The sequence below is a fragment of the Pseudomonas sp. 11/12A genome, assembly GCF_000800055.1.
Lineage (GTDB): Bacteria > Pseudomonadota > Gammaproteobacteria > Pseudomonadales > Pseudomonadaceae > Aquipseudomonas > Aquipseudomonas mohnii.
Genome location: NZ_JUGV01000001.1, coordinates 1,128,881 through 1,143,191, shown reverse-complemented (window position 1 = coordinate 1,143,191; position 14,311 = coordinate 1,128,881). Strand labels below are relative to the sequence as shown.

General features: G+C 61.6%; 13 protein-coding genes. 5 read left to right on the top strand and 8 right to left on the bottom strand.

Features of this window, described 5'->3' with window-relative positions; all coding sequences use genetic code 11:
• Window positions 1–676 precede the first annotated feature (676 nt).
• Window positions 677–1,612, bottom strand: coding sequence for a Ppx/GppA family phosphatase (locus GQ39_RS05355; protein WP_047527940.1), 936 nt, complete (start codon window positions 1,610–1,612; stop codon window positions 677–679).
• Window positions 1,613–1,797: 185 nt separating this feature from the next.
• On the opposite strand from GQ39_RS05355, the gene ppk2 reads away from it, so the two are divergent.
• Together ppk2 and GQ39_RS05340 are read left to right on the top strand one after the other, a co-directional pair.
• Window positions 1,798–2,715 (top strand): polyphosphate kinase 2, encoded by a 918-nt coding sequence (gene ppk2, locus GQ39_RS05350; protein WP_047527937.1) that lies wholly within the window; start codon window positions 1,798–1,800, stop codon window positions 2,713–2,715.
• A gap of 365 nt (window positions 2,716–3,080) precedes the next feature.
• A complete protein-coding gene (locus GQ39_RS05340; RefSeq protein ID WP_047527933.1) occupies window positions 3,081–4,793 on the top strand; it encodes an amidase in 1,713 nt (570 codons plus the stop codon).
• Between the two features lie 117 nt (window positions 4,794–4,910).
• Here GQ39_RS05340 and GQ39_RS05335 read toward each other — a convergent pair whose 3' ends face one another.
• The 7 genes from GQ39_RS05335 to GQ39_RS05305 all read right to left on the bottom strand — a co-directional run bounded on the left by GQ39_RS05335 (window position 4,911) and on the right by GQ39_RS05305 (window position 10,641).
• Window positions 4,911–5,813, bottom strand: a complete 903-nt coding sequence (locus tag GQ39_RS05335) for a SphA family protein (RefSeq protein ID WP_090468613.1) — start codon at window positions 5,811–5,813, stop codon at window positions 4,911–4,913.
• A gap of 125 nt (window positions 5,814–5,938) precedes the next feature.
• Window positions 5,939–7,000 (bottom strand): NADH:ubiquinone reductase (Na(+)-transporting) subunit F, encoded by a 1,062-nt coding sequence (locus tag GQ39_RS05330; protein WP_047527931.1) that lies wholly within the window; start codon window positions 6,998–7,000, stop codon window positions 5,939–5,941.
• 10 nt (window positions 7,001–7,010) lie between these two features.
• Entirely contained in the window at window positions 7,011–7,370 is a 360-nt protein-coding gene (locus GQ39_RS05325) for a phenol hydroxylase subunit P4 (protein WP_047527928.1), read from the bottom strand.
• Window positions 7,371–7,491: 121 nt separating this feature from the next.
• On the bottom strand, window positions 7,492–9,027 hold the full coding sequence (locus tag GQ39_RS05320; protein WP_047527926.1) for an aromatic/alkene/methane monooxygenase hydroxylase/oxygenase subunit alpha: 1,536 nt from the start codon (window positions 9,025–9,027) through the stop codon (window positions 7,492–7,494).
• 50 nt (window positions 9,028–9,077) lie between these two features.
• A complete protein-coding gene (locus GQ39_RS05315; RefSeq protein ID WP_047527924.1) occupies window positions 9,078–9,350 on the bottom strand; it encodes an MmoB/DmpM family protein in 273 nt (90 codons plus the stop codon).
• A complete protein-coding gene (locus GQ39_RS05310; protein ID WP_047527923.1) occupies window positions 9,347–10,342 on the bottom strand; it encodes an aromatic/alkene monooxygenase hydroxylase subunit beta in 996 nt (331 codons plus the stop codon). The genes GQ39_RS05315 and GQ39_RS05310 overlap by 4 nt, the downstream gene beginning before the upstream one ends.
• Window positions 10,339–10,641, bottom strand: a complete 303-nt coding sequence (locus GQ39_RS05305; protein WP_047527922.1) for a phenol hydroxylase subunit — start codon at window positions 10,639–10,641, stop codon at window positions 10,339–10,341. Before GQ39_RS05305 ends, GQ39_RS05310 begins: the two co-directional genes overlap by 4 nt.
• A 384-nt stretch (window positions 10,642–11,025) precedes the next feature.
• Between GQ39_RS05305 and GQ39_RS05300 the strand changes: the two genes are divergently transcribed.
• The 3 genes from GQ39_RS05300 to GQ39_RS05290 all read left to right on the top strand — a co-directional run bounded on the left by GQ39_RS05300 (window position 11,026) and on the right by GQ39_RS05290 (window position 14,080).
• Window positions 11,026–12,705: a sigma-54-dependent Fis family transcriptional regulator gene (locus GQ39_RS05300; RefSeq protein WP_047527920.1), complete on the top strand. Its 1,680-nt coding sequence runs from the start codon at window positions 11,026–11,028 to the stop codon at window positions 12,703–12,705.
• A gap of 365 nt (window positions 12,706–13,070) precedes the next feature.
• Window positions 13,071–13,733 carry a glutathione S-transferase family protein gene (locus GQ39_RS05295; RefSeq protein ID WP_047527918.1) on the top strand — a complete coding sequence of 221 codons (663 nt, stop codon included), beginning with the start codon at window positions 13,071–13,073 and terminating at the stop codon, window positions 13,731–13,733.
• Window positions 13,734–13,807: 74 nt separating this feature from the next.
• Window positions 13,808–14,080 (top strand): hypothetical protein, encoded by a 273-nt coding sequence (locus GQ39_RS05290; RefSeq protein ID WP_047527917.1) that lies wholly within the window; start codon window positions 13,808–13,810, stop codon window positions 14,078–14,080.
• Window positions 14,081–14,311: the final 231 nt, after the last annotated feature.

The following is a 14,311-nucleotide window of genomic DNA, read 5'->3' as shown; positions in this document are numbered from 1 at the left end:
GTAGGAGCCAGCCTGCTGGCGATGGACTCCAGGACGCCGCATTCATCCAGGCCACACGCGTCATCGTTGACGACCATCGCTGCGATGCGGCGACCCGACAGGCCAGCTCCCACAGGAGAACGGAACTTGTAGGAGCCAGCCTGCTGGCGATGGACTCAGGTACGCCGCGTTTAACCAGGCCATACGCGTCATCGTTGACGACCATCGCTGCGATGCGGCGACCCGACAGGCCAGCTCCCACAGGAAAACGAGACTTGCAGGAGCCAGCCTGCTGGCGATGGGCCCGAGTGCGCCGCATTCATCCAGGCCAGACGCGTCATCGTTGACGACCATCGCTGCGATGCGGCGACCCGACAGGCCAGCTCCTACAAGAGAACGAGACTTGTAGGAGCCAGCCTGCTGGCGATGGACTCCAGGACGCCGCATTCATCCAGGCCAGACGCGTCATCGTTGACGACCATCGCTGCGATGCGGCGACCCGACAGGCCAGCTCCCACAGGAGAACGAGACTTGTAGGAGCCAGCCTGCTGGCGATGGACTCAGGTACGCCGCGTTTAACCAGGCCATACGCGTCATCGTTGACGACCATCGCTGGCAGGCCAGCTCCCACAGGAAAACGACCATCGCTGCGATGCGGCGACCCGACAGGCCAGCGCCTACAGGGGGACCGAGGGGATCAGTGTTTCGACATCAGCCCATGCAGCACACCCAATCTCAACCCTGGCTCGGACGGCGTCATGTGTGAGACTCCAAACACCTTGAACGCCGCCAGCATGACCACCAGACCACCCGGCAGAATGCTCAAACGATGAGCCTGTAAACCTGCCAGCTTGAGCTGCTTGACATGCCCGACTTCCAGCAGGCGCAACGACAGGCGCAAGAGGCCGCCATAGGTCACGCCGCCTTGACCGTCGTCGTTCAGCCCGTTGGCCTTGAGCACTTTGGCCAGCATCCGTGCCGTGCCTGAAGAGCCGATGACTTGCTGCCAACCCTTGGCACGGTAACGGCGCGCCACCCTTTCAAATTGCAGGGTGGCGACACGCTCGGCTTCCAGCAACGCCCGTGCGCTGATCGCGCCTCCCGGAAAGTAACGCGCGCCCACGGTGCCGCTGCCAACGGCAACGCTCTCGGTGAGTAATGGCTGTGCGCCCTGGCCCAGGATCAGTTCGGTCGAACCGCCACCGATATCCACCACCAGGCGCATGCGCTGGGTATCAGGAAGGGTATGGGCAACGCCGGCGTACACCAGTTGGGCCTCTTCGTGCCCGGAAATGACATCAATGCGAAACCCGAGGTGCCGCTCTGCGCTGGCCAGAAACAAGGGGGCGTTGTCGGCTTGGCGAACCGCGCTGGTCGCCACCGCCCGCACTCGCCCGGCCTCGAAACCCCGCAACTTTTTGCCGAAGCGCGCGAGCGCCTGCCAGCCTCGGTCCAGCGCCAGTTCGTCGAGCGCGCCGCCCTGGAAACCCTCGGCCAAACGAACGGGCTCGCGCAGGGTTTTCACTTCCTGGATCATCAATTGCTGATTGCGCGTGACCGACTGGCCGATCATCAGGCGAAACGCATTGGAGCCCAGATCAATAGCGGCAAAAAGTGAGGCATCGCCTTTCATGGTGGGGGTTCCCTGGCAAATTCGACAGCCCGCGGGCCGCTCAACGCGGAGTGCGAGGATGTTGCCACGGGCTCGGTGACAGTCAGATGACACCGGGATCATTTTCTGCTGAATCCCATCGTCACCAGGCCGTCACATCCCCAGGGCTAGCATCGGCACTTCCACCTTCGTCGGGAGTTCCCATCATGCTTTTGACCAACGACACCTTGATGCAACGCATTCATCGCGAGCTGCTCGATCACAGTGACGAAGAACTGGAACTGGAATTACTGGAGGACGGACACGACCTCAATGCGCTGTTTGACGATCACCTCAGCGACACCCCCGAAAAGCAAGAGCGGCGACGCTATTTCAGCGAGCTGTTCCGCCTGCAGGGCGAACTGGTGAAGTTGCAGAGCTGGGTCGTGAAAACCGGCCACAAGGTGGTGATCCTGTTCGAGGGCCGCGACGCCGCCGGCAAAGGGGGCGTGATCAAGCGCATTACCCAGCGCCTCAATCCTCGCGTGTGCCGGGTGGCCGCCCTGCCCGCCCCTAACGACCGCGAACGCACCCAGTGGTACTTTCAGCGATATGTCTCACACCTGCCGGCCGCGGGTGAAATCGTCCTGTTCGACCGCAGTTGGTACAACCGCGCGGGGGTTGAACAGGTCATGGGCTTTTGCAACGCCGACCAATACGAAGAGTTCTTCCGCACCGTGCCGGAGTTCGAACGCATGCTCGCCCGCTCCGGGATCCAGTTGATCAAATACTGGTTCTCGATCTCCGATCAGGAACAGCACCTGCGCTTTCTCAGCCGCATTCACGACCCGCTCAAGCAATGGAAACTCAGCCCCATGGACCTGGAGTCCCGCCGGCGCTGGGAGGCCTACACCAAGGCCAAGGAAATCATGCTCGAACGCACCCACATCGCCGAAGCGCCCTGGTGGGTGGTGCACGCCGACGACAAGAAAAAGGCCCGACTCAACTGCATCCACCACCTGCTCGGGCAAATGCCCTATGAAGAAGTGGAAATGCCGGCCATCGAACTGCCTGAACGCTTGCGCCAGGAAGACTACTCGCGCAATCCCACGCCGCCGGAAATCATCGTGCCTCAGGTCTACTAGGCGCAGCGCCACTCGGGCTCGCCCCCATAAGCCGTGCTGTTTTTTCTGCTGCCTCCCAAGGCAGCTTTTTTTGCCTGATACCTGGTCATTCATAGACGTTGCCGAGTCCGGAACGACAAGTTACAACGGCGACGACTGGCCCTCGTCCAGACCCGACAATGTCAGACCGTCCTTTATAGCGATTGCCCTCCCCCCGACTTGGTGCAAAATACAGCGCTCAGCCAAAAAACAGCCCGCGTCGCGGAACGCCGTGCAACGAGAACCGATATGAACACCCATTTTCAGAAAAGCGATGTCGCTGTGTCCAAGACCTTGTGTGATGGCCGCCATCACCGTGTCGCCCATCAGCAAGCGGCGGTGGCGGCATGATCGAGGTCACTGAAGTTTCCATCGCCCAACTGCGCGCTGCGCTGGAGTCCGGCCAGACCACGGCGGTTGAGCTGGTCCAGGCCTATCTCGCCCGGATCGATGCGTACGACGGCACCGACACGCCCACCGCCCTCAATGCGGTCGTGGTGCGCAACCCCGAAGCACTCGCTGAAGCGCAGGCCTCCGATGCCCGTCGGGCCAAGGGCCAGACGCTGGGTCCGCTTGATGGCATTCCCTATACGGCCAAGGACAGTTACCTGGTCAAGGGACTCACGGCAGCTTCGGGCAGCCCGGCCTTCAAGGACCTGATTGCCTATCGCGACGCGTTCACCATCGAGCGCCTGCGCGGTGCCGGGGCGATCTGCCTGGGCAAGACCAACATGCCACCGATGGCCAATGGCGGCATGCAGCGGGGCGTCTATGGCCGTGCTGAGAGCCCGTACAACGCCAACTACCTCACCGCGCCTTTCGCCTCGGGTTCGTCGAACGGCGCCGGCACGGCCACCGCTGCCAGCTTCGCCGCCTTCGGCCTGGCCGAAGAAACCTGGTCGAGTGGCCGTGGGCCGGCGTCGAACAACGGTTTGTGCGCCTATACGCCTTCACGCGGGGTGATTTCGGTGCGCGGCAACTGGCCGTTGACGCCGACCATGGACGTGGTCGTGCCGTTCGCCAGAACCATGGCCGACCTGCTTGAGGTCCTCGACGTGGTGGTGGCGCAAGATCCCGACACCCGTGGCGACCTGTGGCGCCTGCAACCCTGGGTGCCGATTCCAAGCGTTGCCTCGGTGCGTCCGGCTTCCTATCAGGAACTTGCCGTAAAGTCCGACTCACTGGCAGGCAAGCGTTTCGGCGTTCCGCGCATGTACATCAACGCCGATGCCGAAGCCGGCACCAGCGATGCACCGGGTATCGGCGGGCCGACCGGGCAACGCATCATCACCCGTGATTCGGTCATCGGGCTGTGGCAGCAAGCGCGCGAGGCCCTGGAAGCTGCTGGCGCCGAAGTGCTCGAAGTCGATTTCCCGCTGGTTTCCAATTGCGAAGGTGATCGTCCCGGTGCGCCGACCGTGTTCAACCGCGGCATTGTCTCCAAAGAGTTCCTGCACCACGAATTGTGGGACCTGACGGCCTGGGCCTTCGATGATTTCCTGCAGGCCAACGGTGATCCGAAACTCAACCGTCTGGTCGACGTCGACGGGCCGCTGATTTTCCCGCACGACCCGGGCACGCTGCCCAACCGTGAGGGCGACCTGGCCGCCGGCATGGACGAATACGTGAAGATGGCAGAGCGCGGCATTACGCCGTGGGACCAGATCAGCACGGTGCCTGACGGCTTGCGTGGTCTTGAACAGACCCGGCGGATCGATCTCGAGGAGTGGATGGATCGCCTGGGGCTCGACGCGGTGCTGTTCCCGACCGTCGCCGACGTGGCGCCGGCCAATGCCGATGTCGACCCGCAGTCGGCGGATATCGCCTGGAGCAACGGCGTTTGGGTGGCCAACGGCAACCTCGCCATCCGCCACCTGGGCGTGCCGACGGTTACCGTCCCAATGGGTGTGATGCCCGACATCGGCATGCCCGTCGGCCTGACCTTCGCCGGTCGTGCCTATGACGATTCGGCGCTGCTGCGTTTTGCTTCGGCGTTCGAATCGACCGGGTCCAAGCGCCTGATCCCGCCGCGCACCCCGCCGCTGTCTGGCGGCCGATAAAGGGTGTGGGAGAGCTTGCTCGCGAATACAGGGTGTCAGACGACTTAAATAGCGTCTGATACACCGCTTCGCGGGCAAGCCCGCTCCCACAGGATTATGCGTTGATCACAGACCGTGTCAGAACGGCACGGTCAGTTTCATCCAGTACGCATTGCCCTGCGCCCGGTTGCGCACTTCGGTCTCCTGCTCCCACTTCCCGGTGACGAACCATCCCTCCTTGCTGGTGTATTTGATCGATGGTCCGATGGCCAGCGCCCGGCCCTTGTTGTCTTTGACCGTCTCGCCGTTCTGGCGGTCATCGGTGGTCTGTCGGTAGTAGTAGCCACCCACGCCCAGCACCCAACCATTGCCCAGCCCCCAGCCGACGGCATAGTCGACGTGAAACTCCTGTCCCGAACGGTAGTCGGTCGCCGGGTTCTCGCGGTTGAAGTCGTACATCACCTTGGCATCGAGGTTGAGCCCGTTCGGGTCGACGTAGGACATGGCATAGACCGGCTCGATCACCCAGTAGTTACGCCCGATGTTGGCCAGGTCGCCTTTGTCATAACGACCGGTGGGGGCGATCATGTCCAGGGCGAGGATGCTGTGGAATTTCTCGCTGTGGTGAAAGCCCAGTGCCGGTCCGAAGATCACGTCCCCCAGGCCTTGTTTGCTTTGCGACTGACCGTTGAGATCGACCTTGAGGTCCACCAGCGGGACGATCGCGTGCAGCGCCACGCTGGCGCCAAACAGGGTGTAATCGCTGACCCAGATCAGCCGAGGGGTGATGGCGTTGGCGCGCACGCGAAAATCCACCGGGAGTTTCTTGCCGTCGTTGCCGCGCAGGTTGTCGGCCTCATAGTGATTGACGAAAAGTTGCCCGTAGAAGCCCGGTGGGGGCATCGCCCCGGACATGTAGTTTTCCGCGCCCAAGGGGTAAGACGTTCCTCCGCCTTCGGTGGCGTGCACCGGGACAGCGAGCGCCGCGCTGACGCTGGCCAGGGTAGAGATCACGAGCAGCTTGTTTGTTCTGCGAGTCATTCGTTTCAACCTTTATTGTTGTTATCGGTCAGGCACGCCCTGCCCGCTCGCAGGGTGTCGAGAAGGCAGGTTCCATTACTGGTTGGAGCGAGCAGGCTCGCTCCCACAGTGGGTCGAGGGCTGTGTCAGATGCGTTTGAACAACGCCGAACGCTGGGTTTTCTCACTGCCGTCGGCGGCGCTGTAGAAGCGCTCCATGAAGATGTCGCGTTCGAACAACCGCCCCTGCATCAGGCAGGTAATGGCCGAATCGATCATCACCGGCGGCCCGCACAGGTAAGCCTTGCGGTTGTTGAAGCGACCGTCGAAATGCTGCTTCGCAGCGTCATGCACGTAGCCCTTGAACCCCGTCCAGTCGGAATCCTCGACCGCCTGACTGAGCGCCGGCACATAGGTGAAGTTGGCGTGCTCCCGGGCCAGCGCCTCGAACAGTTCGTGGTTGTAGAGCTCGGCGCGGTTGCGCGCGCCCTGGAACAGCACGATCTGGCGGCTATCGCCGGCTTCCAGCAGGTCAAGAATCATCGACTGCGGGCTCGATAAACCGGAGCCGCCGGCGATGAAGATCAGGTCGCCACTTTGCGAGGTGCGCACGAAAAACTGGCCGTACGGCCCGGACAGATCCACCCTGTCGCCGACCTTCAAGTCGTCGTGAATCTTGCCCGTGGCCAGGCCGCCGTCGACCCGCCGTATATGGAGTTCAACTTCATCGGCACGGCTCGGTGGATTGGCCAGGGAAAAGGCCCGCGTGCCTTCGATGCCGGGCAATTGCAAGTTGATGTACTGCCCCGCCTGAAAGGCCATGGGCCGGTCAAGCTTGAGGTGCACGCCTTTGATGGTCGGCGACAGGTCCACCAGTGCACTGACCACCGCGCGGTAGTCCTCGACCGGATGCCCGAGGAAATCCGGGTCGGCATCGATATCGGCCTCGATCACCATGTCGCTCTGCGGAATGGCACAGCACGCCAGTACCTTGCCCTCATCGCGCTCCATATCCATCAGCGCAAAAGACGAGGCCGCGCCCAGGTCAGCTTCGCCTTCGAGCACCTGGACCTTGCAGGTGGCGCAGGTGCCGTGCCCGCAGGCAAACGGCAGCCAGACGCCCTGGCGCAAGGCGGCCTGCAGGATGGTCTGGCCCTCTTCCACTTCGATCTGCTCGCCAGTGGGTTCGATGGTTACTTGGTAGCTCATCTCCGTGTCCTCAGTTAAAGGTGCCGGCAATGCCGTTCAAGCCAGGGGTGTCGAGGTGCAGCAGGCTCTTGTGATCGATGCCGTTGGCGATCAGGCTCGCCCCAAGGTCAGGGGTGAACGGCTGATCGTTGAGGCGCCACAGGGCTTGGGCGAAATCGACCCGAGGTGCATCCGGGTGCTGAGAAATCGAAGGCTTGACCACCTGCTCGAGGAAGTCGCTGAACGGCATCGCCGGGGGCAGCGGAAAGGTAAACGGGGCGCAGAACATCAGGTGTCTTTCCCAGCACAGGTACACCAGTTGCAGGCCATGGAAATTTTCCTGGCGGTCCAGGGGTTGGGCGTCGTAGGCGCCGATGGCAGTCACGGGCATGGTCTTGTTCCTTCTTGTTTTCGGTCGACTGCAGGAGTCGGCTGCCGGCGAAGCGAACTAACGGCCACCCATACAGGTGAATGTTCAGCCGCTATCGCGAGCAGGCTCGCTCCCACAATGGTTAGGGTTTCGAGGTGGCCGGTGTGCTGTTGCGATCGTTCGGGTGCCAGTCCTGCCAGCGCCGATGCTCGGTGGAACCCAGGTATTCAAAGTTGTCCTGGCCGGGATTGATGTTGTAGTAATCGCGCACCACCGATTCGACGTCTGCACCACCGCAGTTGCCCTGCAGAATCTGATGCACCGGCAACCAGGCCTGGATGTACTTGGTTGGCTCGTATTCGAAGATGTCGCAGCAACCCTGGGAGCAGAAGTGATAGCGCTCGCCTTCGTGCTCGGCGCTGCGATGGCTGAGGGTGGTCTGGTCATCCGGCTCGCCGAACGACAGCGGGATCTGGCAGATCTGGCAGAGCATCGGCAAGGTCGGGTTGTAGAAGCGCTCGCCCTTTTCCTGCAGCGCGCGCCAGTGTTCGAAACGTGGGCGATAGATCTTGTCGAAGGTGTCCGGGTACTTTTCCGAGAGCCAGTCCAGTTCCTCGTCGGTCGGCATCCAGGTGTGGAAGTTGGTCGCCTGGCTGTACTGGTAGAAGATCGACCAGGCCTGATGGCTGACGTGATCCTTGGCGATGTTGGCTTCTTCCACGTGTTTGGGTGGGCGGATCCCATAGCGTTCCAGGTCCTTGAACAGCGCACCGCCGGCCTCTTCGAAATACACGCCCCAGGCTTCGGACCAGGACATGACTTTGTTCGGCAACATGTAGTCCATCATCATCCCCACCAGTGTCAGCAGGCGGTAGCCGCGCCAGAACCACTTGTCGATCCAGCGCTGGATGATCGGCACGTTGTCTTCGTGTTGCTCGAGCAGGAACTTGATCACTTCCAGGCCCAGGGTCATGTGCCGGGCTTCGTCGGACTGCGCGGAGAAGCCGAAGGTCACCGTGGCCATGTCGCCGTTGAACGCCGCGCCGGACATGAACGGCACGAACAGCAGGTTGGTCAGCACGTATTCGAATGAAAACGAAATCGCCGTGAGGAATTCGAATGGCCCGGCGGTGCGTGCATCTTCGAAGAACGACTTGGGCACCGAGAGGAACCACACGCGGTCGTGCATGTGAGCGAAGTCATGCAGGCCGTTGAAGTGCTTGTTGTAGTGGCTCATGGCGTGGATCTGCGTCTGCACATGACGCAGTTCGTCGATGGCCTGCATCTGGCAGGCGATTCGCGCACCGGCGCCGCTGAACTGCCGGCCGACCCGGGCGAAACCTTGATAGGCCTGGTATTCCAGTGGCGTGACCCCGGACAGGAACAGCTTCAGCGCGTTGACATAACGGGCATCCGACAGCGTGGTATGGCCGTTGTTTTGCGAGAACGCATCGAAGATCGCGTAGAGTTTTTTCTCTTTCTCGGCCTGGTACTTCCAGTAGGTGTCCATGGTCAGGCGGAACGGGTCTTCCCACTTGTCCCAGTCGGTGATCTTGATCCCTTCGAAACGCTCATGGGGGTAGATGTCCTCGTGGGTCTGGTAGCTCGGCTCCCAGTCCAGGTCACGGGTCATGCAGCGGTATTTTTCTTTGGCATTAAGGCGTTTTTTCACGGCCATGATGGCACTCCCGAATTCTTGTGATGGATCAAACGGCGGTCGGCGATGGATCAGCTGTTCCAGTACAGGGAAAAGCTGTCGTCCTCTTCCACGACGTTGCCGCCCAGGGTGATCACGTACATCAGCATTTCCTGGATATCCCAGACGCTGCCGGTCAGCTCCTCGACCGTCTCGCGGCGGATATCCAGCCGGCCCTGGGCTTCAATGCGGATCATCGAAGGCTGGTGCTGGATCTCGGCATGGGGGTTGTCCTGGACGATGGCGTCGACGATCGAGCGCGCGTAGTCGGTGTCCTGCAGGTTCATGTAAACGAGGGAAGTCATGCTTGGGCTCCTGTCAGGCCGAGTTTTTTCAGGCGCGAGTCGAATTCGCTGCACACCGTATCCAGCGCCGATGGATCGAGCCCCAGGGCCGCCAGCGCTTGCAGCGCCTCGACCGAGCGATGGCTCCAGTGATCGACCCAGCCTTGCACCAGCGCCTTGTTGGCCGCGCTTTCGTTGACCACGGTCTTGAGCAGGGCATCGACCCAGCGCTGGCTTTCGGCGAACCACAGGCGCATGAATTCGGTCAGCATGCCGACCTGGCCGGCGCCGTTGGCCGTCAGCTGTTCGTCGAGTTTGTGGAACAGCAGCGGGTACACCAGGCCGTCGCTGACCAGGTTTTGCGCCACGGTCAATTCGAACCAGTCACGCACCACCAGGGTGTCCTCGACGTAGCGGCGCATGCCCTGCCATGCCGGGTCGTTCAGCCACTGCTGTTTGGCCTGGGCCAGCAACTGGACATCGCCGTCGTCGAGCATCAGGCCGATGCGCGACAGGTACTGGGCGATGCCCAGGCGATCCATGGCCTGGAACATGTGCATCTGCGTCACACTGGTACCAAAGCCATCGGCGGCGATGTTGCTGTTGTTCATGTTGGCGCCCATCTCGGCGTGGCGCAGCGGCAACAACAGCGTGCTGATCAACTGGATATTGGCGCCGGACAGACCGGCGAGCATGTCGCGCTTTTCGCAGAACGCGTAATCGTGCTCGGCGTTTTCCTGCATCTTGGCCCGGGCCTGGACGTAAGCCCCGTAGTAGTACTGGCGCGGGTCGCTGACCGCGTACCAGTCGTTCATGACCACCGCGGTGCGGGTGGCGTCGTTGAGCAACTTGTCTGGCTGCCACAGCGGCCGGTAATGGAAGTTGGTCGCCGACTCCAGGTCGAAACTGGCTTCCTGATAGCGGCTGGCCACCTTGTCGCCAAAGCGGCGACGGGTGTGGCTGAAGGTGTTGCGGATCGTCTCGACGGTCGTCGTCTTGATCTCGACACTCATGGAGTGGACTCCTGTGGTTTTTGTTCTGTGGGTTGGTCGGCGACCTGTTCAGCGTCGCGGGTTTCGCCGTAGCGCCACTTCTGCGCATCGGCGTCGAGGGCCTCGGACATCTGCGCATCCATGTGCTGCACCCGGTTGTTTTCGCAAAACTGCTGGAACGCCTGACGCGGCAGCACCAACTCGACGAACAGGTCGGGATAGCCGATGGCGAAATCGAATTCGACGAAGGTGGCGTCAGGCTCGCTGCGTACACGGATGTAACGCGGCATCTGATCGAAGGTGCTGCCAGGTTGGCTCATGCTCGGGTACTCCCTTGGTATGGTCGGGGTACGGAGCAACAAGGGTGCCAGCCACGAAAAATCGTTCGAAATTGATTTTTTATTTGTTTAAAAACAATCAGTTAAACGAACGCACCCAGCACCGGGCAGGGTTCAATACCGGCTGCGGGGCAAGCCCCCGGCAGCGGCAAATTGATCATTTGATCAATCGCCCCCGGCCCCTTCGAGCAAATGAGCGATCATCCGGCGATTGACTTTTGGTCCGCTTTCAGGCCGCTTAGAAGAAGAAAAAGCGACCTTGCCTTGCCTGAAAAACCACGGTCGCTACGATGCCTGGAACAATCCGCCAAAAGCCTGGGCGGACCGCATCGCCACCCCAATAACTACAAATCAGGGGCGCACTGAATGATCACCACGTACAAGGCTACCCAGCACCCGCCGTCGCTCAAGGATCTGAGCGACCAGGTTCGCTTTCTCGGTAGCGAAGGGAAAATCTGGCTGGATGAACAACGCATGTTGTTGATCCAGGTTTCGATGATGGCATCGTGCAGACGCGAGTTGATCGAGATGCTCGGCGTCGAGCGCGCCAAGGGGTTTTTCCTGCGCCTGGGCTATCAGTCCGGGCTCAAGGATGCGGAGCTGGCGCGCAAGTTGCGGCCCCAGGGCAGTGATGTGGACATGTTCTTCACCGGCCCGCAATTGCACTCGCTCAAGGGCATGGTCAACGTGCGCCCGCAGACCATCGACATCGATCTGGAGAACGGCCAGTTCTACGCCGATATCGAATGGCAGGACTCCTTCGAAGTGGAAAACTGCCAGACCGAGAACCTCCACTCCGATCAGCCGGTGTGCTGGATGCTGCTCGGTTATGCCATCAGCTACAGCTCGTTTTTCCTCGGCCGGCAGATCATCTACAAGGAGGTCAGTTGCCGCGGTTGCGGCGACGAGCACTGTCGGATCATCGGCAAGCCCGCCGAACAGTGGGACGACGCCGAAGAGATCATGCACTACTTCCAGAGCGACCCGATCATCGATGAACTGCAAGCGCTGCAGGTGCAAGTGGCCAACATGCGCCAGCGCTTGCAGATCGAGGCCGGCAAGTTCTACGGCATCGGCCAGTCGGCGGTGTACCGCAGGACCTGTGCACTGATCGACAAGGTCGCCTTGGGCAAGGCCTCGGTGTTGCTGCTGGGCGAGACCGGCGTGGGCAAGGAAGTGATCGCCCGGAGCCTGCACTTGCGCAGCGAACGGGCCGGCGGGCCCTTTGTCGCGCTGAACTGCGCGGCCATCCCGCCAGACCTGATCGAAGCCGAATTGTTCGGCGTGGAAAAAGGCGCCTACACCGGTGCTCAGCAATCGCGCATGGGGCGTTTCGAGCGGGCCAATGGCGGCTCGTTGTTCCTCGATGAAATCGTCGAATTGACCCCGCGCGCGCAAGCCTCGCTGCTGCGGGTCTTGCAGGAAGAGGAGCTGGAACGGGTCGGCGATTCGCAGACCCGCAAGGTCGACGTGCGGGTCATCACCGCGACCCACGAAGACCTGGAAAACGCGGTCAAGCAAGGGCGTTTCCGGGCGGACCTGTTCTACCGCCTGAACGTGTTCCCGGTGCGCATTCCGGCCTTGCGCGAACGCCGCGAAGACATCCCGCTGTTGATCGATCACTTCCTGGAAAAACTCCACGCCAGCTACAAGAAAAAAACCCTGGGCCTGTCGGACCGGGCGCTGCAGGTGTGCCTGCACTACGACTGGCCCGGCAATATCCGCGAGCTGGAAAACCTGATGGAGCGCGGCGTGATCATCACCGACGAGAACCAGAGCATCACCGTCGACGCCCTCTTCCCGCATTCACCGCAACTGGCCGAAAGCATTGGCCTGGCCAGCGATGGACGCCTGGTCAAATCGGCGCTTGCCAGCGACCAGGACTGGATCGACACCATCATCGACAGCGGTATTGGCCTGGACGGCGTGGAGGATGCGTTGATTCAGGCAGCCATGGAACGCAGCCAGCACAACGTCTCGGAGGCGGCCCGCCTGCTGGGTCTGACCCGGCCCGCGCTGGCGTACCGCCTGAAAAAGTCCCCCTAGACTTACAACAGCGACCGCGTGTCGTTGACGAAGAAGCGGCTCTGATCAACGTCGCGGCCGCCTTCGGTGTTCGACTGGCCATTGCGCAGCGAGAAACCGACGTTCCTGAAGGTGCCCGCTGCCCGATACCCTGGGGGGTGTTCCCGGTGATTTCTTATCGTTATTCGGTTTTTCGCCGCCAACTTCCGCACGCACGAGGGCGCGCCCGATGAATGGCCATGGGTATCAAGGTTGGGAAGTGACGGATGGCGGTGTTGGCGGCTGGCGCACTGCGAAACGCTTCAAGCATTTCGAGGCGTGACAGAAGCGTGTTGTCCGACCTTGGCCAATACTGCAAAGGTTGCCCTGCAAGCCGGAGCTGAAAGATGCCGCTGACTCTTTACTACCATCCGCTGTCGTCGTACTGCCACAAAGTGCTGGTCGCGCTCTACGAACAGGCCATCGAATTCGAAAAGAAAATCATCGACCTCACCAACGAGGCGGACCGATCAGTGCTCCAGGCACTCTGGCCGCCGTGCAAGTTCCCGGTCATCCGCGATCACGCGCGCCAGCGCAACCTGGCGGAGTCGAGTGTCATCATCGAGTACCTGGACCACTTCCATGCTGGCCAGCACCCGCTGATTCCCGCTGATTGGGACACCGCGCTGGAGGTACGCCTGTGGGACCGCTTCTTCGACCTGCATGTGCAGACCCCGATGCAACAGATCGTTGCCGATCGCCTGCGTGGGACCCATGGCGACCTGACCCGCGAGCGCGCCGCGCTGATGACCGCCTACGGCATGCTCGAACGCCAGCTGGCCGGTCGTACCTGGGTGGCCAGCCCGGACTTCAGCCTGGCCGATTGCGCCGCCTGCCCGGCCCTTTTCTATGCCAGCACCTTGCTGCCGTTTCCCACGGACTGCCGGCACTTGCAGGGGTATTTCGAACGATTGACCCAGCGGCCGTCGTTCCAGCGGGTCATCGACGAAGCCCGGCCTTACTTTTCGCTCTATCCATTTGCCGAGGCCATTGCGCAGCGGTTTCGCTAGCCGCTGCCGGGCATTGGCCCGTCCCTTGCTTTGGCTGATTGTGCGCATCAGCACAATCGGCAGCGGAGGTAGTCATGGGGGCGCAAGCATGGGTGGCGGTGTTCATCCTTGCCGTGGCGGCAGTGATCGTCCTGACGACGTTATCGGCGCTGTCATTGCTGACCTCGGCAGCGTCCACGGCCATCGGCATTGCCGAACGGGTCACTACCGACATTCAGCTGCTGGCCGCTCTGGCGCTGAATCCGGCGCAGGCGATAATCATGATCGCCCTACAGGCCACAGGCCTGGCGACGATCACGCCGTTCATGCAGGCGTTGAACCTGGTCATGATCGCGGCAACCCTGTAGACGACGAATCCTGCGGTAAAACCCACGCCGCAGCGCTGCTCTCCCCGCCCCCCAAAAGCTGCCCAAACTCAGGGAATTCCCCCACTGTCGGGGCCCTTTGGCATTGGCAAACAACATGACCGACTGGCCGCCTCAGGTTGCGGCTCCGGCATTCCCGGCCTATGGTCCAAACGAAGATTTGCCACAAATGGCGCGATGACGCGCCGCTGGTTTCTGTCTTTCCAGTGCGAA

Coding starts and splice junctions, on each gene's coding strand:
- GQ39_RS05320 (WP_047527926.1), bottom strand. CDS start 9,027: ATGGCCGTGAAAAAACGCCTTAATGCCAAAGAAAAATACCGCTGCATG.
- GQ39_RS05330 (WP_047527931.1), bottom strand. CDS start 7,000: ATGAGCTACCAAGTAACCATCGAACCCACTGGCGAGCAGATCGAAGTG.
- GQ39_RS05310 (WP_047527923.1), bottom strand. CDS start 10,342: ATGAGTGTCGAGATCAAGACGACGACCGTCGAGACGATCCGCAACACC.
- GQ39_RS05325 (WP_047527928.1), bottom strand. CDS start 7,370: ATGCCCGTGACTGCCATCGGCGCCTACGACGCCCAACCCCTGGACCGC.
- GQ39_RS05290 (WP_047527917.1), top strand. CDS start 13,808: ATGGGGGCGCAAGCATGGGTGGCGGTGTTCATCCTTGCCGTGGCGGCA.
- GQ39_RS05295 (WP_047527918.1), top strand. CDS start 13,071: ATGCCGCTGACTCTTTACTACCATCCGCTGTCGTCGTACTGCCACAAA.
- ppk2 (WP_047527937.1), top strand. CDS start 1,798: ATGCTTTTGACCAACGACACCTTGATGCAACGCATTCATCGCGAGCTG.
- GQ39_RS05355 (WP_047527940.1), bottom strand. CDS start 1,612: ATGAAAGGCGATGCCTCACTTTTTGCCGCTATTGATCTGGGCTCCAAT.
- GQ39_RS05335 (WP_090468613.1), bottom strand. CDS start 5,813: ATGACTCGCAGAACAAACAAGCTGCTCGTGATCTCTACCCTGGCCAGC.
- GQ39_RS05315 (WP_047527924.1), bottom strand. CDS start 9,350: ATGACTTCCCTCGTTTACATGAACCTGCAGGACACCGACTACGCGCGC.
- GQ39_RS05340 (WP_047527933.1), top strand. CDS start 3,081: ATGATCGAGGTCACTGAAGTTTCCATCGCCCAACTGCGCGCTGCGCTG.
- GQ39_RS05300 (WP_047527920.1), top strand. CDS start 11,026: ATGATCACCACGTACAAGGCTACCCAGCACCCGCCGTCGCTCAAGGAT.
- GQ39_RS05305 (WP_047527922.1), bottom strand. CDS start 10,641: ATGAGCCAACCTGGCAGCACCTTCGATCAGATGCCGCGTTACATCCGT.